Origin of the sequence: Leifsonia sp. RAF41 (assembly GCF_052114085.1) — a bacterium.
GTDB lineage: Bacteria > Actinomycetota > Actinomycetes > Actinomycetales > Microbacteriaceae > Leifsonia.
Genome location: NZ_JBFREB010000001.1, coordinates 3,281,255 through 3,302,366 on the forward strand (window position 1 = coordinate 3,281,255; position 21,112 = coordinate 3,302,366).

Below are 21,112 nucleotides of genomic sequence, written 5' to 3' on the forward strand. Positions count from 1 at the left end.
CTACTTGCCCACGCCGCCGGCGAGACCGCGCACGAAGTAGCGCTGGCACAGGAAGAACAGGATCACCATCGGCAGGGCCGCCATGACCATCCCGGCGAAGACCACCGGGTATTGCGTGCCGTTCTTCGACATCATGTCGGCGAGGCCCACCGGCAACGTCTGCACGCCCGTGCCGCTCGTGAAGATCATCGCGAACAGGTACTCGTTCCAGTTCTGCAGCACGTTCAGCACGATGGTCGTCGCCACGATCGGCATGCTCATCGGCAGGATGATCCGCCAGAACGTCGCTGCGCGCGAGGCGCCGTCGATCGAGGCCGCCTCATCCACCTCCCGCGGAAGGTCGAGCATGTAAGCCCGCATCAGGAAGACGGTGAAGGGGATGCGGAACGCCGTGTACAGGATGAGCAGCCCGAAGAACGTGTCGTACAGACCCCACGCCTGGAACAGCTTCACCAGCGGGATCAGCGCGACGGTCGGCGCCAGCATCAGGCCGGCCAGCACGATCACCGTGAAGGTACGGTTCAGCGGGATGTTCACCCGGGTCAGTCCGTACGCGGCCCAGGCGCTGATCAGCTCGGTGATCAGCGTGGCGAGGACGGTCAGCGAGACGCTCGTGAACACGAAGTCTCCGACGCCCTGATTCCAGGCCTTGCCGAAGTTCCGCCAGAGCCACTCGCTCGGGAGGGCGAACGGGTTGCCGAACAGCTCGGCGTTCGTCTTCAGGGCGTTGGTCACCATCCACAGCAGCGGATAGAGGACGAGGACGGCCAGCGCGATCAGCAGCGCCCACATGAGAGCGACCCGGACGCCGTGGCCGAGACGGGCGAGGACTACCATTCCACTCTCCTCTTGCGCGAGTAGCCGAGCTGAGCCGCAGCGAGCAGCAGGGTGATGACGAAGATGGCGACGCCGATCGCGGCCGCCGATCCGAAGTCGTTGGTCACGAACCCGGCGTGGTACAGCCACGTTCCGAGCACCTGGCTGGAGTTGTTCGGTCCGCCGCTCGTCATCACCATGACCTCGTTGAACACCTGGAAGGCGCCGGAGATCGTGACGATCATCATGAGGCCGGTCATCTCGCGCACCAGCGGCAGCGAGACCTGGAAGAAGCGGCGGATCGGGCCGACGCCGTCGAGGTTCGCCGCCTCGTACAGTTCCTGCGGGATGCGCTGCAGCGCCACCGAGAACAGCAGGACGCTGTAGCCGAAGCCCTGCCACTGGCTCATCGCGATGATCGCGAAGATCGCCGTGCCCTCGTGCCCGAGCCACGCCTGCGAGAACTGGCCGAGGCCGAGGTTGTCGAGGAAGACGTTCAGCAGGCCGGTCTGCGGCTGGTAGATGAAGTAGAAGAGCAGGCCAGCGACGGTCAGTGAGATCGCCGACGGGATGAAGTAGATGGCCCGGAACGCTTTGCGCCAGCGCTCGCTGCGGACGCTCTCGACGATGGCGGCGAGCACGAGCGCGCCGAAGACCTGGAACACGATCGAGATGCCCGCGTACCAGGCGTTGTTGCCGAGTGCCTGCCAGAACACCGGGTCCTGGGCGAGCTTGGTGTAGTTGTCCACGCCGACGAACGTCTGCTCGCCGCTGTAGATGTTCCACTTCAGGAAGCTGAAGACGACGTTCTGGAGGAGCGGCCAGTAGACGAAGACGGCGAGCACGGCCAGGGCCGGGACGAGCCAGACCAGTCCGCGCCAGCGCCCGGCACCCCGCTTGGCCGCCTTCGGGGCGACGTCCCCCGGGGCCGGGGCCGTACGGCCGCGGTCGAGCCGCGGCCGTACGGGAGCCTGGGGTGCCTGGGTGGTGGTCATTTCGCCTTCTCGGACGCCTGTCGCACGGCCTTCAGCGCGGCCTCGGGGGTGAGGCTGCCGGAGACGAGGCCCTCGGAGACGGAGACCCACGCGTCGCCGACGCTCGGGACGTTGGCCATGTCGAGCCACACGACGGTCGACTTCGCGTCGTTCACCAGCTTGGTGCCCTCGGCGACGGCTGGCGTCGCGATCTGGTCGGTGACCACATCCTTCACCGCGCTCGGCTGACCGTAGGGCGGGGAGGAGAGCGTCGTCGCGTTCTTCTTGTTCATGACGAACTTCATGAAGTCGAGGGCGAGAGCGGCGTTCTTGCTCTTCTTGTTGATCATGTACCCCTCGGGAGCAGCCTCGAGGGTCGCGGTGTCGCCTTTCGCGCCTTCGGCAGCAGGCAGCTGGAAGATGCCGAAGCCGTCCTTGTTGAGCTGGCTGTCCGCGGTGTTCACGGAGTCGAACTCGATGAGCTCCTGGTAGTACATGGCCGCCTTGCCGGTGCCCTGCTGCTGCTGGGCGGTGGTGTAGGTGACGCCGTTGGAGTTCGAAGCGTCGCCGGTGCACTGGGTGACCAGCTCCTGGAACTCCTTCATGGCCTGGATGTACCCGTCGTCGGTGTACTTCGCGGTCGACGGCACGAGGTCGGCCTCGAGCGTCTTCTGCGGGACGTCGTAGGCGAGGAGCTGGCCGAGGTAGTGCAGGCCAGGCCAGCCGTCCTTGTTGCCGAACGCGATGGGCACGTAGCCGGCGTCTTTGATCGTCGAGCAGTCGGAGATCAGCTCGTCGAGCGACTTCGGCACGTCGAGGCCGAGGTCGGAGAAGACCTTCTTGTTGTAGCCCATGAACTTGCCGTCGACGTACTGCGGGATGCCGTAGTACTTGCCGTCGTACTTGAAGGCGTTCACCGATCCCTCGCCGAAGGTGTCGCCCCACGTGGTGCCGGGGGCGATGACTGAACTGAGGTCGACGGCCAGGCCGTTGGCGGCGAAGTTCTCGCCCCAGTTGCCGGCATAGCTGAAGTAGATGTCGGGGAGCGACTGCGACCCGATCAGGACCTTCTCCTTGTCCTTGATCGCGTTGTCGTCCGTCTCCTGCGCCAGCGTGATCTTCACGTCGGGGTGGAGCTTCTTGTAGTCCTTGACCAGGTTCTCGAAGTACGAGCCCAGCGGGTCGCCCGCCGCTGCGGTCAGGATGCTGATGCTGCCGGAGTAGTCCGGCTTGGCGGTGATGTCGGCGGATGCTCCGCCGCCGGACGAGCACGCGGTGAGCGCGAGCGCCATGACACCCGCCGCCGCTGCCGTGATGGTCCTGCTCTTGTTCACGCTCATCTCCCGTCGTGCGGGTCGTGCGGTCGGGTTCGTCCGCTGACCCGTCTTTGGATCGTCATCCCGGCCGTCCAGCGACCGGTTGCGATGACTATACGGGATTTTGGTACCGGTATCAACACTGACCAATCACGTGCGTTCGCGAGCGCCGAACGGTGCGGTTCCGCGATTTGCGCCAAATCGCGGTTATACGCGCGCCATAACCGCGATTTGGCGCAAATCGTGGAGGGAGGGGGCGGGGCTAGGGGCGCGTGGGCGGGGGAGCGACGGAGTCGCGCTCGATGAGGTCGGCCTCGAGGACGTGGGTGGCGACCGGCGCCTCGCTGCCCGCGACGCGCGCGAGCAGGCACTCGGCGGTCAGTTCGCCGAGTTGGTGCATCGGCTGGGCGACCACCGACATCGGCGGCGTCATGACGCTCGCCCAGGAGCTGTCGTCGAAGCCGATCAGCGAGACGTCCTCCGGGCAGCGCAGCCCCCGCTGCCGCAGCGCGCGCAGGGAGCCGGTGAGCGCGTCCGTCTCGGTGGCGAAGATCGCGGTCGGCGGGTCGGAGAGCGACAGCATCCCGAGCACCGCCCGCGTCGCCTGCGATTCGTTCTTCAGCACGTGCGTCACCAGCGACGTGTCGAAGGGGATGCCCGCAAGCTCGAGCGCCTCCAGGTACCCGAGCAGACGCTCGCCGTCGCTCCAGAGGGCGTGGTCGAGGATGCGGCGGAGATCGTCCGCCCCGGCCGCCGGCTCGTTCGTGACGGGGCCCCACACGAACGCGATCCGCGTGTGCCCCTTCTCGATCAGCGACATCACGGCCTGCCGGGACGACTCCCGATTGTTGATGACGACCGCGTCGGCGTCCACCGTGTCCACCAGGCGGTCGAGGAGGACCAGCGGGATCTCCCGCTTGGCGACGATGTCGAGATGGGGCAGTGACGCACTGCGTCCGGCCGCCGGCGCCAGGGCGATCCCGTCGACCTGCTTGTCCACGAGCACCTCGATGGCGGCCGCCTCCAGCTGCAGATCCTCGTCGGTGCTCAGCACGAGCACGTCGTAGTCGGCCTTGCGGGCGGCGTCGCTGATCCCGCGCAGCACACCGGCGAAGAACGGGTTGCCGACATCGGCCAGCACCACGCCGAGGGTGCGCGTCTCACCGGTGGTCATGCTCCGGGCGATGGAATTCGGACGGTACCCGAGCTCCTTCGCGACGGCCAGGATCCGATCGCGCGTCTTCGCGCTCACCGACCCGTAGCCGCCGAGGGTCCGGGCGACGGTCGCGCGGCCGACGCCGGCCGCGGCCGCCACCTCTGAGATCGTCGGCGAGGGGATGCGGTGGTCCCGCTCTGTGGACATGGCCACCCCTTCCTGATCCGGGGCGACCTCCGCCCTAGCTCGCGTCGCCCGCCGAAACCTGTGGGAGCGAGCCGACCCGCACCGACTCGTCGAGCGCTCGGCCGTGACCGAACGCTCCCTCGACCGTGCACTGGAGGGCGGCGAACTGCGCCGCCCGCCGCATCGACCGATGCACTGCGGCGCCACCGGCCCGCGCATTCCTGCGCCAGCCGGATCGGAGCAATTCAACCACGAACGCGCTCACGTACGCGTCGCCGCATCCCATGGTGTCGACGAACGGACCGGGCACCGGCGCCGCATCGGAGTAGTAGTACGCATCGCCGTCGAACAGCACGGCCCCCTCATCCCCCAGTGTCCCCAGAACCAGCGAGGGGCCGTGCGATGCGATGCGCCGCAACTCCGCCCAGGTGTCCGTGCGCGAGAGTCCGCCGAGCGAGACCAGGGCCAGGTCGATCCACGGGCCGACAGACTCCAAGTACTCACTCGTGCGGTACTCGGGCTCCGACGAGAAGTCGTACGAGCGCAGTATCCGCGTCGATGCCAGCTTCGGCAGCTCCGGGATGATGCCGGAGTACGCGCTCGAGTGCACCAGCGAGAAACCGGATGCGTAGCGCAGGTCCTCCTCGCCGAGGCGCACGGGGTCGCTGATGGTGACCCCGCCCTGGTTCCAGCCGAGGAAGCGCCGCTCCCCGTCCACCGTCTCGATCTCGGTCACGCCGTTGGGACCCGGGCGCACCGAGGACCGCGAGGTGTCGACCCCGCAGTCCTCGATGGCCTGCCGCACGAAGCGCCCCTGCTCATCGTCGCCGAAGACCCCCAGGTACGCCGCATCGGCGCCGAGCTGCCGGGCGAACACCGCGACATTCACGGCGTTCCCTCCCGGATACTCCACCCCACGGTCGACGAAGCGGTCGACGATGTTGTCCCCGAGACCGAGGACGCGCACCGTGCTCATCGGTCGCCGCTCAGTACGCCACGACGCGGTAGTAGCGACGCAGGTCGAGCGAGTGGTCGCGCACCTTCGCGAGGTGCTTGCTGAAGCGATCGACGACCGCGTCCACCACGATCGGAGCCAGGACGCCGCGGAACTCGTCGCTCACACCCGGCAGCGCGTAGTCCTTGGTGTCGATCACGGTGACGTCGTCGCTGTACTCCTTCGAGAACGCGATGACGCGGTCGGTGAGCGGGCGGGTCTCATCCTCGCCGGCGAACACGATGATGCTGGTGTCCTTCTCGATGAGCTCGAGCGAGCCGTGGAAGAACTCGGCGGCGTGCACGCGCGTGGTCTTCAGCCACTGCATCTCTTCGAGGATGCACATCGAGTACAGGTAGGTGAAACCCCACAGCTGACCCGCTCCGGTGAGGAAGTGGTAGTCGTTGTCGGCGTGCTTCTCGGCGAACGCCTGTCCGATGGGGTCGGCCTGCTCGGTGACGGCGATGAGTGCCTCAGGGAGGGCCTCGAGGTCCTTCACCAGGCGGTCGTAGCCGTCGAACTCGCCGCGCAGCGACAGGAACTTGGCCGCGAAGGTGAGGAACTGCACGTCGAACGGCCACGCCTTGGGTGCCGACAGGAGCACCTCGTCGACGGCGGACGCGATCGGGCTCTCGGGGTAGCCGGTGAACCCGATGGTCAGCGCTCCCTTCTCGCGGGCGAACTCGACGCACTCGAGGATGTCTTCGGTCGTGCCCGAGACGGACGCGAAGATCGCGACCGAGTCCGGACCGAACTGCGGGTCCGGCGCGAGCATGAACTCTTTGCCGATGACGGCGCGGACCGGGAACGCGGAGTGCGTCTGGAAGAAGCGCTCGTACGGCAGCGCAGCGGCGTAGGTTCCGCCCGCGCCGATGAAGTAGATGTTCTTCCAGCGGCCGGCGCTGACGCGCTCGGCCAGCTCCTCGATCTGCGGTCGGAGCGCGACGGTGCTCCGCACCTGCTCCAGGTATTCCTCTTCGTTGAAGCCCAGCATGTGTCTCCCTCCACCGATCCGTTTTTGGTACCGGTATCAATTCGTCTCAATGCTGGCACAGGGCACGACCGGACGCAAGCGGCGTTACTCCCGGAGAGCGCGGGATGCATCCCCCTGGACGCGCACGCGCGCAGTGATTGCGTGGAGGCATGCCAGAAAACCAGTTCACCTTCGACAACCCCGTTGACCGTTACCCCACCATCAAGCCCGACGAGAAGCAGGTGCCGGAGCCGGGCCTGGAGAGCGACCTGCAGCCCGCCGCGGACCTGGGCGAGAAGAGCTACGTCGGATCCGGCCGCCTGACCGGGCGCAAGGCGATCGTCACCGGAGGCGACTCCGGGATCGGCGCCGCCGCCGCCATCGCGTTCGCGCGCGAAGGTGCCGACGTCGCGATCGTCTACCTTCCGGACGAGGAGGAGGACGCCCAGCGCATCGCCGGCCTGATCCGGGATGCGGGACGCACCGCTGTCACCATCCCCGGCGACCTCAAGGAGCGCGCCTTCAGCGACGAAGTCGTCACGCGCGCCCTCGACGAGCTGGGCGGGATCGACATCCTCGTCAACAATGCGGGCAAGCAGATCGCTCAAGAGAGTCTGACCGACATCAACGACGAGCAGTTCGACCACACCATGAAGACGAACATCTACGCGATGTTCTGGCTGACCCGCGCCGCCCTGCCGCACTTGCCGGCCGGTGCGACGATCATCAACACGACGTCGATCCAGGCCTACCAGCCGGGCGAGCAGCTGGTCGACTACGCGACGACCAAGGCGGCCATCAACGCTTTCACGAAGGCTCTGGCGCAGCAACTCGCGCCGAAGGGCATCCGCGTGAATGCGGTCGCTCCCGGCCCCATCTGGACGCCGCTGCAGGTCAGCAAGGGACAGCTTCCGGAGGCGATCCCGGAGTTCGGGCTCGAGACGCCGATCGGCCGTGCGGGCCAGCCCGCCGAATTGGCGCCGGCATACGTCTTCCTGGCGTCGCCCGAGTCGAGCTACGTGCTCGGCGAGACACTCGCGGTCACCGGCGGCATGCCGACGCCGTAGCCGGCGTGCTCGTTATCGAAGGAGATCGGGTTGCGAATCTCCTTCGATTGGCAGTCGTGCGGGAGATTCGGGCGGTTCGCCGGCCGAATCTCCTGCACCGGCGCGGGTGCAGGGGTGCGGGGGGTGCGGGAGGCAGGGGCGCAGGCGTCAGGGGGTGGCGGGGTGGCGGCGGTGCTGGCGGCGGACAGCCAGGGGGAGGATCACCCAGATGACCAGGAGCACCACGAAGACGCAGCCCGCCGCGATCATCCCGGCGGGCGGTGCCAGCAGGAAGTCCATGATGAACAGCACGATCCCGGTGAACAGCAAGGATGCGGCTGCCAGGCAGACGATGAGGATGATGCTGCTGAGCCCGACCAGTTCGGCTTTCGCCCGCTGACGGAAGAGGAGCCGGTGCAGGCTCACCGGCGAGAGCGCCAGCAGCGTGACGATGACAGCCAGGAACACGAGCACCAGGTAGACGCCGACATCGAACGGGTCCAGCTGGGTGAACCGCTGCTGGAAGGGCAACGTCAGCAGGAACGCCGCCAGGATCTGCGTGCCGGTCTGCAGCACCCGGAACTCCTGCAGCAGCTCGTTCCAGTTGCGGTCGGCGCGCTGCGTGGACGTCTCGCTGCGACCGTCACCCGGGCTGACATCGAGACCGTCTTCCGTCGTCATGCAGGAACCCTATCCCGCGTCGGAGTCGCCCTCGTCGCCCTCGGCCTGCGAGGGCTTGTCGATGATCTGCTGCTCGGTCACGGTGTCGTCGTCGTGGCGGTCGCCTTCGGTGTTTGTGGCGTCGGACATGTGCGCTCCTGTCTAGGTGTCGGTGCGGAAGTGCACCGCTTTATGGCTGCCGTCGCAGAACGGCTTGATGGTCGAGATCCCGCACCGGCACAGCGCCACCGTACGGCGGTGCTGCTCGATCGGGGTCCCGTCCGGGGTCGTCAGGTCGATGTCGCCCCGGACGAGCAGGGGGCCGTCGGGGCAGGCGACGATGACCGGCTGCTCCGCGTGCCCGGTCATGCGGGCACCGCCACCGGGTGGCGCAGCGAGCTGCGTCCCGCCTCGAAGCTCTCCAGCATGTGCAGGCCGGCGAGGCCGTCGACGTAGAGACAGGCGGCCGCGCCGAAGACGATGTCGGGCAGGAGTTCGGGATGCTGCTCCGCCAGTCCCCCGGCCAGGTCGCGACCGGCGATCTGCTCGTGCACCGCATCCGCTTCGACGTGCTCGTCGTAGTACCAGGTGACGTCGTCGTCGTAGCCGAGGCGGCGGAAGCCGTTGCCGTAGAACCGGTTCGGGATCGACGAAGTCATCTCGAATGCGGCCAGGTGGCCGGTGATGGCGCCGCGGAGGCTGCGGTTCAGGCCGAACATCGACATCATCGTGAACGACGCGAGGGTGATCGCGGGAACGTTGTCCACGTAGGCGCCGTAGCTGTCGTCCAGACCGAGGTTGCGCATGGTGCGGCCGAAGATCTCCGCGTGGATGCGGTCCGGCCGGCCGGCGCCGTACTCGTCGGACTGGACCTCGACGAGCGCGGCCTTCGCACGCCCGGTCAGGCGGGGGATGGCCCAGGAGTGCGGGTCCGCCTCCTTGCGCGTGTAGATGGAGCGCTGGATGACGAACTCGACCGCCTGCTCCTCGGTCGCCTTCTTGGCGAGGAAGCGGGAGAGGCTCGGTCCGGCGTCCTCCGACGTGAGGTCGAAAAGGTAGGCGGCGACGGCGTCGGCGGTCGGCTCGGGCAGCTCGCCGACCGGCACGCGGTCGCGCAGCTGCCGCTCGAACGCGCGCTCGATACTGCGGCGGGTGCGGAGGAGTTCGGGATGCCACTCCCACTCGTCGTCGGCGTCGACGGTGTCGCCGTAGTGGAGGCCGTAGAGCACGTAGAGGGTCAGCTGGAGGTCGTCATCGGTGAGGAGGTCGGGCTGCGCCTGCAGGGCTTCCGCGGCCCGGCCGGAGAAGCGGTCGACCGTATCGGAGGCAGCGGACGGAAGGACCGACAGCGCCTCCAGCAGCGCCTCGCTCACCGGCCCCCGCGGGGTGATGCGTGGTGTCATACCTCGAGAAAACCTGGGCGACAGCAACCCGTCAAGCGCTTGCCCCTGCACCGCATGTGTGCTGCCGTCAGCGGCGGAGGCGACGACGGAGGATGCGCAGCGGGGTGGCGGCGCGCAGCAGGCGGCCGTCCGAATAGCGGACACCTCCGCGGATCCGGGCTCCAACGGCGAACCAGACGCAGACGGCGCGCTCCGCGAGCCACGCGGGAGCCCAGAGCGCGGCCGTCGGCGGGAAGAGCAGCCGGCCACCCGCGCGGCGGCGCCCGACTTCGGCGAGCGCGACAACGGCGACCACCCCGGCGATGATGCGCCGCGGGCGGCGGAGCGACGCGAGCACGAGCGGCAGCAGGGCCAGTTCGGCGATCAGCCGCGCCGGCTGCGCGAAGTCGTCGTATGCCTGCCGCACCCGCTGGCGCAGGAAGTGCCGAAGCTCCGGAGGACGACGGGCGACCCCGATGTGGTCCGCCGCGATGACCGTTCCGCCGATCGCCAGCACGGTGCGGATCAGCTCCAGGTTCTCGAACAGCACGTCGCCGTCGTACCCGCCCGCATCCACCACCACGCGCCGCCGGACCGCGAGCGTCCCCGGGTAGTCGTGCCCGAGGGCGCGATTCAGGAGGCTGCGCCCGGTGTCCCAGCGGGCGTGCCAGGGAGCCGGGATGAAGACGTTCTGCGGGCGCACCAGGTCGGCTGCGTCGAGCATCCCGACCACCGCCCGCAGTGCACCCTCGTCGTAGCGCACGTCGTCGTCCGCGATGACGACGCGGTCGTGGCGTGCCGTGTGGATGCCGGTCATGACGCCGGCGACCTTGCCGTTGCGCCCGGGCCGCGGCTCGACCGGGAGGTGGCGCACGCCCGGCGGCAGCGCGCCGGCGTGCGCCGTGAAGAGCTCGGGATCCGACCCGTCGACCACCGTGATGTCGACCAGCTCGCGGAGACCGGTGAGGTAGTCGATCAGTTCAGCGAGGCCCTCGTCGTCCTGCCAGCGCAGCGGCAGGACGTATTCCGCATCGACCGTCACACGACTTCCTCGCCCCGTCACCCGCGCGCCATGGGCCGATCGACCCTGGGCATGCGCGGGCTGAGGAAGATGCCGAGCAGGATCATCGCCACGGCCAGGAACAGGTGGAGCCAGTTGTCGGCGCTGTTCACGGGCACGAAGTTCGCCGGGTGGTCACCGCTGAAGAACAGGCCATACACCCAGATGACGGCGTAGATGATCCCACCGAAGATCAGGAAGTTGCGCGACCCCTTCCGCGACCGGGCGAACGCGAGACCCGCCACGCCGTAGAGCAGGTGCACCAGATTGTGCAGCACCGAGACCTGGAAGATGCCCAGCAGCAGCGCCCCGGAGTCGTGTCCCGCGAACGACAGCTCGCTGTAGTTGGTCGTCAGCCCGGGGATGAAGCCGGCGAGACCGACGACGAGGAAGACGATCTCCGAGATGAGCGCGGCCTTCTGAAGAGCGGTTTCCGCATAGCGGTGGTCGTCACGGTCGGCGGAACTCCGGTCGGAGGGGTGTGCGGTGGTCATAATGACTCCTTTCCGTCGCGATCCACGCAACCCGCGCTGTGGGTTCGAGGGGAGGGCTTGACAAAACGTCGATCAAACCTCGGATTCACTGAGCCGGGGTGAGTAGAGCGTCGCACCGGCGCGGAGACGGAGCTCGTCGGTGAACGACTCCAGATCCGTCCACAGCACCAGGAAGGAGCCGCGCGCCCGCCAGCGCAGGAAGCGCGCGATGAGCGCCGGCGCATCCACCCCGGTCCGCTCGTAACCGTCGAACGAGCTGTGGGCGTGGGGACTCACCACCAGGCCATGCAGTCGCGCTGCCGCCAGCATGCCGTCCGGCGGACCGTCGAGGACGAACCGGGCGTCCACCACCTGGCCCAGCCGCTCGCCGGACGCAGCGAGCACCGGACTGCCCAGCAGGTCACTCAGGATCATGGCGGCCTCCCGGTATGCGGGCGATGATGTGGTCGCGCATCCACCGCTCGGTCCAGCTCGCGTCGAGCGAGTCGGCATCGACCCCGACCCTGACGACGATGTCCGGGTCGGAGACGACGGCCCAGGGGATGCGGATGAACCGCGAATCCGGCAGCCGACCGCCGAACACGCGGGTCAGCAGGATGGGACCGGTGAGCAGCGCCGAGATGACCGGCGCCCTCTGGGGGTCCAGGTGGGCCGGGTCGTCCGGCGTCGTCAGCTCCACGTCGTCGACCGTACTGACGGGCACGCCCTTCGGGTCGAGGATCTGCCGGTCGAGGAGGTCGAGCCCGGCGTCGAGGACGCGCCCGGCGACGGGTGGCGGCGCGGGGAGGTTGCGGCGATCTGTCATGCGCCTGCTCCCGTCACGATCATGAGGGGGATGGCGGCGATCGACGCCAGCAGGATGATGCCGAGGTAGATGAGCCCGAAGAAGTTGGTCACCCGGCCGTTCACATTGTCGCCCATGTATTTCGGGTCGTTGGCGACGATGAGGATCGGCAGGTAGGTGAGCGGCAGGGCGATGGCCGAGAAGACGACCGAGAACTCGGTGACCTGCACCGGGTCGACGCCCGTGAACAGGATGCCGAGCGCGACCACGAGCGACAGGATGATCACCACGTGGAACCGCGAAGCCGACGCCGGACGCCGGAACTTGCCCCAGGGCCAGCCGAAGAACTGGGCGATGGTGTAGCCGCTCGACAGCGTCACCTCCAGCGCTGCGCCGAACGTGGCCGCGACGAAACCGAGGATGGCGACGATGAGTCCGACCTTGCCGAGCGCCTGGGCCACCGGCAGCGCGGTCTCGAACAGCGATTCCACCGCGATGCCCTTCGGCAGAAGCACGACGGCGGCGCACGCGGCGATCGACAGGGTCAGCAGACCGCCGAGCGGGAAGCCGACGAGCACATTGATGCGGGACTGTGCGAGGTCCTTGGTCTTCCACTTCTCCTCGATCGCACCGGAGGAGAAGAAGAACACCTCGTACGGCGTCATCGCCGCGCCGAACAGGGCGACCGCGTAATACCAGTACGTGCCGGCCGACTCGTCGGTGTGCGGAGACGGCTGGAACAGCACCTGGGAACCGAGCGACGACCAGTCGGGATGCAGGGCGAACAGCGCGACGGCGAAGACGACGAGGGCGAGCCCGAGCATCCCGGTGACGTTCTCGAGAATGGAGAACTTCACGCGCCAGACCACGAGCCACACCGCGAACGCCGCCACCGGGAACCACAGCACCGGCGCGATGCTCGAGGCGAGCTGAAGGGCCAGGGCGATGCCGCCGACCTCCGCCGCCAGTGTGAGCAGGTTGATCAGGAACGACGCCGACAAGTTCGCAAGGGCCATGCGCGCACCGAGACGCTCGCGGATGATCTCGAAGGTCGCGCGCCCGCTGACCGCGGCAACGCGTCCGGACATCTGGGCGAACAGGCAGATGCCGATGACGCCAACGATGACCACCCAGGTCAGCGTCAGTCCGAAGCGGGAGCCGACGACGCTGCTGGTGACGAGGTCACCGATGTCGACGAAGCCTCCGATCGCCGTGAGGACGCCGAGCGCGACGGCGAAGAGCGCCTTCACCGGCTTTCCAGCCGCTTGGAGGCCGTGTCGAGCTCGGCCGCGAGGCGGTCGAGCTCGCGACGCTGCCGATCGAGCGCACGGCCCGCGTCTCGGCCGGCGGCCACGGCCCGCTGCGCCGACGTGACCGCATCCTGTGCCGCACGGATGTCGACGAGCACGCTGTCGCGGCGGGCGCCGACGCCTCCGCCGGCTGTCATCGTGGCGACAGTCTGCGCCTCCTGTGCCAGGCTGTCGGCGGCGTCGCTGAGCCCCGTGTCGAGGACGGTTCCGATCAGACGGTCGTTCTCCTGGAGACCCAGCACCAGCCCGGCGGAGCGCGCCGTCGCAGCCGCCGTTCCGGCCGACTGGGAGAGACTCCCGCGCGCGGCGTCGTCTGCGGAGCACCCCGCGAGGGCGCTGGTGAGCCCGCCGGCGAGAGCGCCGGCGAGCAGCAGCGTCGCAGCGCGCTGCACGGGCCGTCGACGGATCACGTCGGGGACTGTACGCCCGCTGGGAGTATGTCGACAGTGGCGCTAGCGCAACTACGCGAGCGCCCCAGCCGCCTTGCGTCCCCCGCCGCTACATATCCGGTGCGGTGTGGGCGGGCTCGTCGCGGCTGAAGCCCGCTGTCGCCTCTTCGTAGGTCGTGTGACGGCGAGCCGGGTGGGAGTCCGCCGGCGGCGGCACCTCGGTCTTGCTGAGCGCATGAAGGACGAGCTGCTCCACCAGGGTCGCTGCGGTGGTCTCGCGGGAGCGGGCGATCCTCACCAGCGCTGCGTACTCCCGCTCGCCCAGACGAATGGTGAGAGGCATCCCCGCCGGCGCGCGGCCCGGCCCATGAACGGACGCCGGCTCCGCGAATTCGGCACCGTGAGATTCCTTCATGTCTGAAGCCTGACACAGGAGAGCGCTCTCGTCATCTATTTTCTCTGTTCGCGGAGCGCATAGAACCGCCTCGACGCCATTGCGTTCTGCTCGCGGCGGCTTGGATGATCGATCCGTCGTGTACCTGCGCCGCCCCGTTCCCCCCCCCGGTCCCCGGTCGGCGCAGCCGCGACCTACTCGGCGGGATCCTGGTCTTCGGGTGGCCAGGATCCCGCCGCAAGCAGGCGCAGGCCCCCCTGAAGGCTCCCGCTCACCTCGGCCAGCGGGACGATGCCGTCCGCCAGCGAGAGAGCCATCGCCGCCGAGGACGCTGCGCCGACGATGCGGTGGATGCGCGGATCTCGCGCGAGCTCGCCCAGCAGCCTCTGCGCCTCCTCGGCCGCCGACGCGAGCAGGGCGGAAACCCTCGCGCGCTCGAGCACGTCCAGCTGAGGCGCCGAGAGTGCGGCGATCGCCTCGCGGAGCGCTGGCTCCAGCACGCCCAGGAGTGCCCTGTCCGGTTCCGTCACCCGGGCCCCTCGTCACCCGACGACGCTCGGCCGGCGAGGGCCGCATCCAGCGTCGCCAGCAACGTCGCAGGAGTGAACGGCTTCGCCAGGAAGTGCGCCCCGTTCCGTTCGACCGCGGCACGCGGCCCCGGCCCGGGGAGCATCCCGCTCATCAGCACGACCGCCGCGTGCGGCTGCTCCGCCGCGAGGCGACGCGCGATGGCGTCGCCCTGGACGCCCGGCATCATCACGTCGGTGAGGACGGCGTCGAACCGCCGCCCCTGGGTGAGGAGTTCGAGCGCTTCGCGACCTTGCGCCACTTCTGTGACGAACCCGCGCTGGTCGAGCGTCTGCCTCACCAGCTCGCAGATGGCCGCCTCGTCGTCCACGACGAGCACGCGACGGCCGCGTCCCGGACCGGGCACCGGTGCCTCCTCCCGGTGCGTCCAGGCGTCCGCCACGGTGACCGCGGGCACGTCGAAGCCGATCGTCGTCCCCGCACCGACCGTGGTCTGGATGTCCAGCTCGCCGCCGTGCGCCTTGACGATCGCCGCGGATGTCGGCAGCCCGAGCCCCGTGCCGCTCTCCTTGGTCGTGAAGAACGGCTCCAGGATGTGAGCGGTCGTCGCCTCGTCCATCCCGCAACCGGTATCACCGACGGCGAGACGGATGACGCCGTCCCGCTCGCTCGCGCTGATCGTGAGGACACCCCCGTCCGGCATCGCGTCGCGTGCGTTCGTCACCAGGTTGACGAGTACCTGGAACAGCTCGGTCTCATCGCCCGAGACGGAAGGCAGACTCGCCGGGCACTCCACCCGGAGGTCGATCGACTTCGGCAGGGTCTCGGCACAGAACCGCCCCACCTCGCCGAGCAGCGCGACCACATCCACCGGCCCGCGCCTGCCCTGCGAGCCGCGCGCGAACGAGAGCACCTGACGGATCATCGCGGCGCCGCGCTGAGCTGCGGCGTCCAGGGCGTCCAGCATGTCGCGCTTGCGGGCATCCTGCTCGTCCTGGCGCAGCAGTTGAACCGACATCAGGATGGGCGTGAGCACGTTGTTAAGGTCGTGCGCGATTCCGCCCGCGAGCGTCCCCAGGCTCTCGAGCCGCTGGGCACGGATGCGCCGCTCCTGCTCGAGCCGCTGCTCGGTGATATCCGAGTTCACCGCGAAGACCGTCACCTGACCGTCCTCCCCGCGGGACAGCTGCCAGCGGCAGTCCGCGACGATCAGGGAGCCATCGGCACGGCGCTGCCGCAGCTCGCCCACCCAGAAGCCGTCACGGAGCAGGGCCGCGGCGGCGTCGTCGAACTCCCGCGGGTCGTCGTACAGCAGCTCACGGATCGACCGCCCGACCGCCTCCTCAGCAGAGATGCCGTAGATCGTCTCCGCCCCGCCGTTCCAGTAGCGCACGACGCCCTGGAGATCGCGGACGATGATCGCGTCGCGCGCGGCGTCCAGCAGAGCCGCCTGCGACGCCACCCGCCGGGTGTACTCCTCCAGCTTCTCGCGGGCCAGCTGATCGTCGGTGACATCGCGGACGATGATCGCGATGCCTTCCTCGGTGGGATGAGCGTCCACCTCGAACCAGCAGCCCCAGTCGGGTACGAACGCCCGAGCGGTGCCCACGGTGGCGTTGTCCATCGCGTCCCGGTAGATCTTCTCGAACGGGCTCCCCAGCGAGCTCGGGAACATCTCCCAGAGCGTGTGGTCGCGCAGTCGTCGCTCGTCGATCCCCGCCAGCTGGAGAGCCCACGAGTTGGCGAAGGTGAACCGCCACTCCCGGTCGACGAATCCGATGGCGTCGTGCACCTGGTCGAGGGAGCTCCTCAGCAGCCGGGCCATCGCTCGCTGCTCCTCGCGGTGCCGTACCAGTGCGGTGACGTCGTGGAAGGCGCCGTGGACGCGGACGATGGCACCCTTCTCGTCCCGCTCCGGCTCACCGACGAGGTGGACGTGCATCCTTCGCCCGGAGGCGTCGACGACGGTCGCGTGCAGATCCAGCGGATCACCGTGCTGGATCGTCCGCTCGAACGCATGCCACACCGCGCTGCGGTCCTGCGGCTCGAACAGTGCGAGGGCCTCCGCGTCCACCGGGACCCGGCCCGGCTCCATCCCGAGCAGGCGGAACAGGCCCTCGCTCCACTCGATCCGGCCGGTCTCCACGTCGACGAACCAGCCGGCGAACCCGGCGATGCGCGCGGCCATGCGGACGAGGGCCTCGTTGCCCGCCGCTTCGGCCGCCGACCGCTCCACGTCGCCGATGTCGCGGGCGATGGCCAGCACGGCGGCCACCTCGTCGTCGTCGCCGCGCAGCGGGATGATCGTCACATCCAACGGGCGGACGGCTCCGTCGGGAGTCACGATCCGGGTCACGTAGCGCCGATTCTCACCGCCGACCGTCTCCCGGAACCGCGCCATGGTCGCGTCCACGTCGTCGGGATGCAGGAGCCGCGAGAACGTCATCCCGTCCAAGTCCTCCGCAGAATAGCCTGTCAGCTCGACCAGCGCCGTGTTGCACTCGACGAACGTCCCCGCCACGTCGACCACGCACACACCGTCCGGGTGGCCGTGGAACAGAGCGTCCAGGCCGTTCAGACGCAGCGCTTCGGATGCGGTCGTCATCGCGGCATCCGGTTCGGGTGGGGCATGGAGGGATTGTAGGCGGAGAGGGCGGCCTACACTGACCGCCATGAACAGGGGTGGGAGAGACGTGAGCATCCTCGTCGTCGACGACGACCCGCTGATCCGGCTCACGCTGGACGCGGCTCTCACCCGCCACGGCTACCGGGTGACCGCCTCAGGCGACCCGCGCGCGGCCGCCCGCGAGGGCGATCCCGCCGCTGCACTGGTGGATGCGATCATCCCCGGGTATTCGCTCAGCGAATGCATCAGCCTGCTCGGTCGCCGGGCCGACGGGAGCCCTCGACCGATACTGGTCATGAGCGGCTCCTTGACCCGACCCGATGAGCTCGCCGGAACCGGGATCGGCTACCTGACCAAGCCCATCCCCCTCACCCAACTCCTCGACGCCGTCGAGGGCCTCGTGGCGTCCACCTCCGGGACAGTGACCCAGGGCCAGGAGCCAGAAAACAATGACTGATATTTCCACGCGAACACGCACCCTGCGAGCCGTCGTCGCGGACGACGACATCTTCACTGCGTCGATGGTCGCGTCCGCCCTCCGATCCACGGGCATCGAGGCGTCGCAGGCCGTCACCGCTGCCGAGGCCTGGAACATCATCCTGCAGGTGGAGCCCAACGCGGTCGTCACCGACCTCGACTTCGGCGGGGGCGACTCCGGAGCCGAACTACTCTGGCGCGTCCACCGTGAACTCCCGTGGGTCGGCCTCGTCGTACTCACGTCGCATCTGTCGCCACAGCTGGCGGTCGGCGACGACACCCTGCCTCCGTCCGTCGTCTACCTGGTCAAGTCACAAGTGAAGGATGTTGACGTCCTGGTCGCGGCGGTCGACGCCGCGATCGTCGGTGGCGAGCACCACACCGCGGAACCGGCCGGCGACATCCGCACCGTCACGCGCGCCCAGGCCGAGGTGCTCCGCCTGGTCGCATCCGGCGCCTCCACCCGGCGGATCGCCGTCGAGCGCGGCACCAGCGTTCGTGCGGTCGAGACGATGCTCGCGCGCCTGTACACGGCGCTCGGGGTGGATGCGGATGAGCAGGCGAACCCGCGCGTGACGGCGGCGCGGATGTGGCAGCAGGGGCGGGTGCGGATCCGCTAGCCGCGTCGGCGACTGGCGATCTTCCTCAGAAAGCGGCGGAGCGGCCCGTCGTCCGCGATGTCGACGAAACCGGCCGAGCCGCCTTCCTCCGGGTTGTCGGCGAAACCGGAGTACCCGCACGCCTGGCACACCAGCAGATCGGCGTGCACCGCCAGACCGGCGCCGTAGTAGGGGTTGCGCACCAGCCGCGCGACGCCCCGGCACTGCGGGCAGCAGGCCTCGCGCATGGCACCCCTTCCGACCCGTCCATCATGCGCCCGCGGGCACCGAAGTCCCGCTACCCCTGTTCGCGGCGCGAACGGAGGATCGGGCAGGTGTCCCCCGCCTGGGGGCAGTCCGGTGACGGTCGGGTGAACACCGCGTGAAGGCCGCTCCGGGGTTCGCGGCGCGCTTCTAGGCTCGCTCTCGCCGGGCGTCGCCCGGACCACCCCATCCCACACAGGAGGCATCCGCCGATGTCGACTCGCGCCCGGCTGACCGCGTTCTTCGCGGCGATCGCCGCGCTCGTGGTTGTCGCGTCGGTCCTCGCCATCGTGCTGCGCCCGGTCGCCACGTCGCCGAACGCACCAGCCGCCTTCGAGGTCGCGGCCGGGATCGACGACTGCGGCGGCGGTTGGAGCGGGAGCGGAAGCGACACCGGGTCCGGCGCCGCGATCGACGGAGGCCAACAGGTCTTCACCGTGACCAACACGACGGTCGGCGGGATCGAGATCTACCTGCAATCCGTGGACAGCAAGCGCGTCTACCTCGACCTCGAGAGCCTCGGCGCCGGCGCGCATGCCACGGTCCGAGCGACCCTCGGAGCCGGACGCTACCGCTTCATCTGCCTGCCCGCCGACGCGGATCCCGCCCGCGGACCCACCGTGATCGTCGGCAAGGCACCACCTCACTCCTCGCTCACTCCGGGCATCGTCCCGGTCACCCGGAACGACCTGATCCCGGTGGCCAAGGCGTACACCGCCTGGGTCTCCGGGCGGATCCCGGTCGTCCAGCGCCAGGTCGCCGCCGTCGCGGCCGACGCTGAGGAGGGCGACTTATCGGCCGCACGACGCGATTGGCTGGCCGCACACACGACCTACGAGACGCTCGGAGGTGCCTACGACTCCTTCGGCGACCTCGGGGATGAACTCGACGGCCTGCCACGCGGCGGCCTGACCGGCTTCCACCTCGTCGAGTCGCAGCTCTGGGGCGGCGCCCCGTCCGCGAGCGTTGCCGCCTCGGCGAGCGCCTTGGGCGACGAAGTCGCCCGGCTGCAGTCGCAGTTCGCCGATGCACAGCTCGACCCCGGCGAGGTGGCCCTCCGTGCGCACGAGATCGTCGAGGACGCGATCCAGGACGGCCTCACCGGCGCCACGGATGCCGGCTCCGGCACCGAGCTCGCCGGCATCGATGCGAACCTCTCCGGTGCGATCGCAGCGCTCACTCCTCTCCGTGCGGTGCTGGAGAGTCGTTACGACGCCCTGACCGAGACGCAACAAGCCCTCGCGCAGGCCCAGGCGCTGGTCGAGTCGCACCGTGCGGCCGACGGCACCTGGACACCGCTCGCCGCCCTCGACCGGCCCGCCCGGGAGCGGGTGGACGCGGCCCTCAGCCGCGCCGCCGAACTCCTGGCACCGGTGGCCGCCATCTGCGACCCGAGGAGGGACTCGTGAGCAGCATCGACCGACGCGGGTTCCTGCAGGCGACGGCCGCGGGCGCCGCGACCGCGGTGGCCGCGACCGCGGTGGCCGCGGTAGCCGGCATCGCCGCGACCACCGCGTCCGCCCATCCCGCGGCTGTCGCGCATCCTGCCGCCATCCCGTTCCACGGAGCCCACCAACAGGGCATCCTCACGCCCCAGCAACGCGCGTCGGCGTTCATCGCCCTGGATGTGACCGCCGGCTCCCGGGCGGAGCTCGCCGACCTCCTGAAAACGATCACGGAGCGCGCGCGTTTTCTCACCACCGGAGGCACGCCTCCCGACCCCGGCCTGACCGCCCCGCCGCGCGACTCGGGAGTGCTCGGCCCGACCGTGCTCCCGGACTCGTCCACGGTGACCCTCTCGGTCGGCGCCTCGCTCTTCGACGACCGCTTCGGTCTGGCCGGGGCGAGACCCGCACGGCTGCGGACCATGGACGAGTTCCCCGACGACGCCCTCCGCCGCGAGGTCTGCGACGGAGACCTCCTGCTGCAGGTCGGCGCGGCCGACCGGGACGCGGTCACCCATGCGGTCCGTGAGATCGCGCGGGCCACTCGCGGAGGGATGCAGGTGCGCTGGCGCCAGGACGGCTTCGTCTCGCCTCCGCGGCCCAGCGGAACGCCGCGCAACCTGATGGGCTTCAAGGACGGCACCAGCAACCCCGACACCACCGACGCCGCAGAGATGTCCCGCCTGGTGTGGGCGCGAAGCGGGGCCGGCGAGCCCGCGTGGGTGGCCGGAGGCAGCTACCACGTGGTCCGCGTCATCCGGATGCTCGTCGAGTTCTGGGACAGGGTGAACCTGCACGAGCAGGAGAACATGATCGGCCGTCGCCGCGACACGGGTGCCCCGCTGACCGCGTCCCACGAATTCGACGACCCGCACTTCGAGAACGACCCCACCGGCGACGTCATCCAGCTGGACGCCCACATCCGCCTCGCCAACCCGCGGACCCACGACACCGCGGGCGAGAGGATGCTGCGCCGCGCGTACAACTACGACGGCGGCGTCGACGCGAACGGCAATCTCGACATGGGGCTGATCTTCGTCGCCTACAACCAGGACCTCGACCGCCAATTCGTCACGGTGCAGAAACGACTGGCCGGTGAGCCGCTCACCGACTACGTCCAGCCGTTCGGCGGCGGGTACTACTTCGCGCTCCCCGGAGCCCGCGACTCCTCCGACTGGCTCGGCCGCACCATGCTCGCCTGAGCGCGTTCAGCCAGTGGAGGCCACCCGTCACGACCGT

Annotated in this window: 24 protein-coding genes; 5 read left to right on the plus strand and 19 right to left on the minus strand. The window is 69.3% G+C overall.

Annotated elements, in window-relative coordinates:
• The 6 genes from AB4Y74_RS15915 to AB4Y74_RS15940 all read right to left on the minus strand — a co-directional run bounded on the left by AB4Y74_RS15915 (position 1) and on the right by AB4Y74_RS15940 (position 6,436).
• Positions 1-837, minus strand: coding sequence for a carbohydrate ABC transporter permease (locus AB4Y74_RS15915; RefSeq protein WP_441800036.1), 837 nt, complete (start codon positions 835-837; stop codon positions 1-3).
• A complete protein-coding gene (locus AB4Y74_RS15920; RefSeq protein WP_441800037.1) occupies positions 831-1,811 on the minus strand; it encodes a carbohydrate ABC transporter permease in 981 nt (326 codons plus the stop codon). Before AB4Y74_RS15920 ends, AB4Y74_RS15915 begins: the two co-directional genes overlap by 7 nt.
• A complete protein-coding gene (locus AB4Y74_RS15925) occupies positions 1,808-3,130 on the minus strand; it encodes an ABC transporter substrate-binding protein (RefSeq protein ID WP_441800038.1) in 1,323 nt (440 codons plus the stop codon). Before AB4Y74_RS15925 ends, AB4Y74_RS15920 begins: the two co-directional genes overlap by 4 nt.
• A gap of 238 nt (positions 3,131-3,368) precedes the next feature.
• Positions 3,369-4,469, minus strand: a complete 1,101-nt coding sequence (locus tag AB4Y74_RS15930) for a LacI family DNA-binding transcriptional regulator (protein WP_441800039.1) — start codon at positions 4,467-4,469, stop codon at positions 3,369-3,371.
• A 34-nt stretch (positions 4,470-4,503) separates the two neighbouring features.
• Entirely contained in the window at positions 4,504-5,424 is a 921-nt protein-coding gene (locus tag AB4Y74_RS15935) for a PfkB family carbohydrate kinase (protein ID WP_441800040.1), read from the minus strand.
• Between the two features lie 10 nt (positions 5,425-5,434).
• Positions 5,435-6,436, minus strand: a complete 1,002-nt coding sequence (locus tag AB4Y74_RS15940) for an SIS domain-containing protein (RefSeq protein WP_441800041.1) — start codon at positions 6,434-6,436, stop codon at positions 5,435-5,437.
• Positions 6,437-6,585: 149 nt separating this feature from the next.
• Between AB4Y74_RS15940 and AB4Y74_RS15945 the strand changes: the two genes are divergently transcribed.
• Positions 6,586-7,482 carry an SDR family oxidoreductase gene (locus tag AB4Y74_RS15945; RefSeq protein ID WP_441800042.1) on the plus strand — a complete coding sequence of 299 codons (897 nt, stop codon included), beginning with the start codon at positions 6,586-6,588 and terminating at the stop codon, positions 7,480-7,482.
• A gap of 147 nt (positions 7,483-7,629) precedes the next feature.
• Here the strand turns inward: AB4Y74_RS15945 and AB4Y74_RS15950 are convergent, their stop codons facing one another.
• The 12 genes from AB4Y74_RS15950 to AB4Y74_RS16005 all read right to left on the minus strand — a co-directional run bounded on the left by AB4Y74_RS15950 (position 7,630) and on the right by AB4Y74_RS16005 (position 17,067).
• Positions 7,630-8,142, minus strand: a complete 513-nt coding sequence (locus AB4Y74_RS15950; RefSeq protein WP_441800043.1) for a DUF6328 family protein — start codon at positions 8,140-8,142, stop codon at positions 7,630-7,632.
• A gap of 141 nt (positions 8,143-8,283) precedes the next feature.
• Positions 8,284-8,490 carry a CDGSH iron-sulfur domain-containing protein gene (locus tag AB4Y74_RS15955; RefSeq protein WP_441800044.1) on the minus strand — a complete coding sequence of 69 codons (207 nt, stop codon included), beginning with the start codon at positions 8,488-8,490 and terminating at the stop codon, positions 8,284-8,286.
• Positions 8,487-9,524, minus strand: a complete 1,038-nt coding sequence (locus tag AB4Y74_RS15960) for an iron-containing redox enzyme family protein (RefSeq protein WP_441800045.1) — start codon at positions 9,522-9,524, stop codon at positions 8,487-8,489. The genes AB4Y74_RS15955 and AB4Y74_RS15960 overlap by 4 nt, the downstream gene beginning before the upstream one ends.
• 67 nt (positions 9,525-9,591) lie before the next feature.
• Positions 9,592-10,545 carry a glycosyltransferase gene (locus AB4Y74_RS15965; RefSeq protein ID WP_441800046.1) on the minus strand — a complete coding sequence of 318 codons (954 nt, stop codon included), beginning with the start codon at positions 10,543-10,545 and terminating at the stop codon, positions 9,592-9,594.
• A 17-nt stretch (positions 10,546-10,562) separates the two neighbouring features.
• Complete coding sequence (locus tag AB4Y74_RS15970) at positions 10,563-11,057, minus strand: DUF4383 domain-containing protein (RefSeq protein ID WP_441800047.1); 495 nt, start codon at positions 11,055-11,057, stop codon at positions 10,563-10,565.
• A 72-nt stretch (positions 11,058-11,129) separates the two neighbouring features.
• Positions 11,130-11,471: a PRC-barrel domain-containing protein gene (locus AB4Y74_RS15975; RefSeq protein ID WP_441800048.1), complete on the minus strand. Its 342-nt coding sequence runs from the start codon at positions 11,469-11,471 to the stop codon at positions 11,130-11,132.
• Positions 11,458-11,862 (minus strand): hypothetical protein, encoded by a 405-nt coding sequence (locus AB4Y74_RS15980; protein ID WP_441800049.1) that lies wholly within the window; start codon positions 11,860-11,862, stop codon positions 11,458-11,460. Before AB4Y74_RS15980 ends, AB4Y74_RS15975 begins: the two co-directional genes overlap by 14 nt.
• Positions 11,859-13,091, minus strand: a complete 1,233-nt coding sequence (locus AB4Y74_RS15985) for an NRAMP family divalent metal transporter (RefSeq protein WP_441800050.1) — start codon at positions 13,089-13,091, stop codon at positions 11,859-11,861. Before AB4Y74_RS15985 ends, AB4Y74_RS15980 begins: the two co-directional genes overlap by 4 nt.
• Positions 13,088-13,561, minus strand: coding sequence for a hypothetical protein (locus AB4Y74_RS15990; protein WP_441800051.1), 474 nt, complete (start codon positions 13,559-13,561; stop codon positions 13,088-13,090). Before AB4Y74_RS15990 ends, AB4Y74_RS15985 begins: the two co-directional genes overlap by 4 nt.
• Before the next feature lie 88 nt (positions 13,562-13,649).
• Positions 13,650-13,955 (minus strand): hypothetical protein, encoded by a 306-nt coding sequence (locus tag AB4Y74_RS15995; RefSeq protein WP_441800052.1) that lies wholly within the window; start codon positions 13,953-13,955, stop codon positions 13,650-13,652.
• Positions 13,956-14,128: 173 nt separating this feature from the next.
• The gene (locus tag AB4Y74_RS16000; RefSeq protein ID WP_441800053.1) at positions 14,129-14,464 is read right to left on the minus strand and encodes a hypothetical protein; all 336 of its coding nucleotides are present in this window, start codon (positions 14,462-14,464) and stop codon (positions 14,129-14,131) included.
• A complete protein-coding gene (locus AB4Y74_RS16005) occupies positions 14,461-17,067 on the minus strand; it encodes a PAS domain-containing hybrid sensor histidine kinase/response regulator (RefSeq protein ID WP_441800054.1) in 2,607 nt (868 codons plus the stop codon). The genes AB4Y74_RS16000 and AB4Y74_RS16005 overlap by 4 nt, the downstream gene beginning before the upstream one ends.
• Positions 17,068-17,134: 67 nt before the next feature.
• Here AB4Y74_RS16005 and AB4Y74_RS16010 point away from each other — a divergent pair, with 67 nt between their 5' ends.
• Both AB4Y74_RS16010 and AB4Y74_RS16015 read left to right on the plus strand, forming a co-directional pair.
• Positions 17,135-17,545 carry a response regulator gene (locus AB4Y74_RS16010; RefSeq protein WP_441800055.1) on the plus strand — a complete coding sequence of 137 codons (411 nt, stop codon included), beginning with the start codon at positions 17,135-17,137 and terminating at the stop codon, positions 17,543-17,545.
• Positions 17,538-18,185 (plus strand): response regulator, encoded by a 648-nt coding sequence (locus AB4Y74_RS16015; protein ID WP_441800056.1) that lies wholly within the window; start codon positions 17,538-17,540, stop codon positions 18,183-18,185. The genes AB4Y74_RS16010 and AB4Y74_RS16015 overlap by 8 nt, the downstream gene beginning before the upstream one ends.
• On the opposite strand, the gene AB4Y74_RS16020 is transcribed toward AB4Y74_RS16015, so the two are convergent.
• Positions 18,182-18,412 (minus strand): hypothetical protein, encoded by a 231-nt coding sequence (locus AB4Y74_RS16020; protein ID WP_441800057.1) that lies wholly within the window; start codon positions 18,410-18,412, stop codon positions 18,182-18,184. The genes AB4Y74_RS16015 and AB4Y74_RS16020 overlap by 4 nt on opposite strands.
• 228 nt (positions 18,413-18,640) lie before the next feature.
• Here AB4Y74_RS16020 and AB4Y74_RS16025 point away from each other — a divergent pair, with 228 nt between their 5' ends.
• Positions 18,641-19,837, plus strand: a complete 1,197-nt coding sequence (locus AB4Y74_RS16025) for an EfeM/EfeO family lipoprotein (protein ID WP_441800058.1) — start codon at positions 18,641-18,643, stop codon at positions 19,835-19,837.
• On the plus strand, positions 19,834-21,075 hold the full coding sequence (gene efeB, locus AB4Y74_RS16030) for an iron uptake transporter deferrochelatase/peroxidase subunit (protein WP_441800059.1): 1,242 nt from the start codon (positions 19,834-19,836) through the stop codon (positions 21,073-21,075). The genes AB4Y74_RS16025 and efeB overlap by 4 nt, the downstream gene beginning before the upstream one ends.
• The last annotated feature ends 37 nt before the right edge of the window (positions 21,076-21,112 follow it).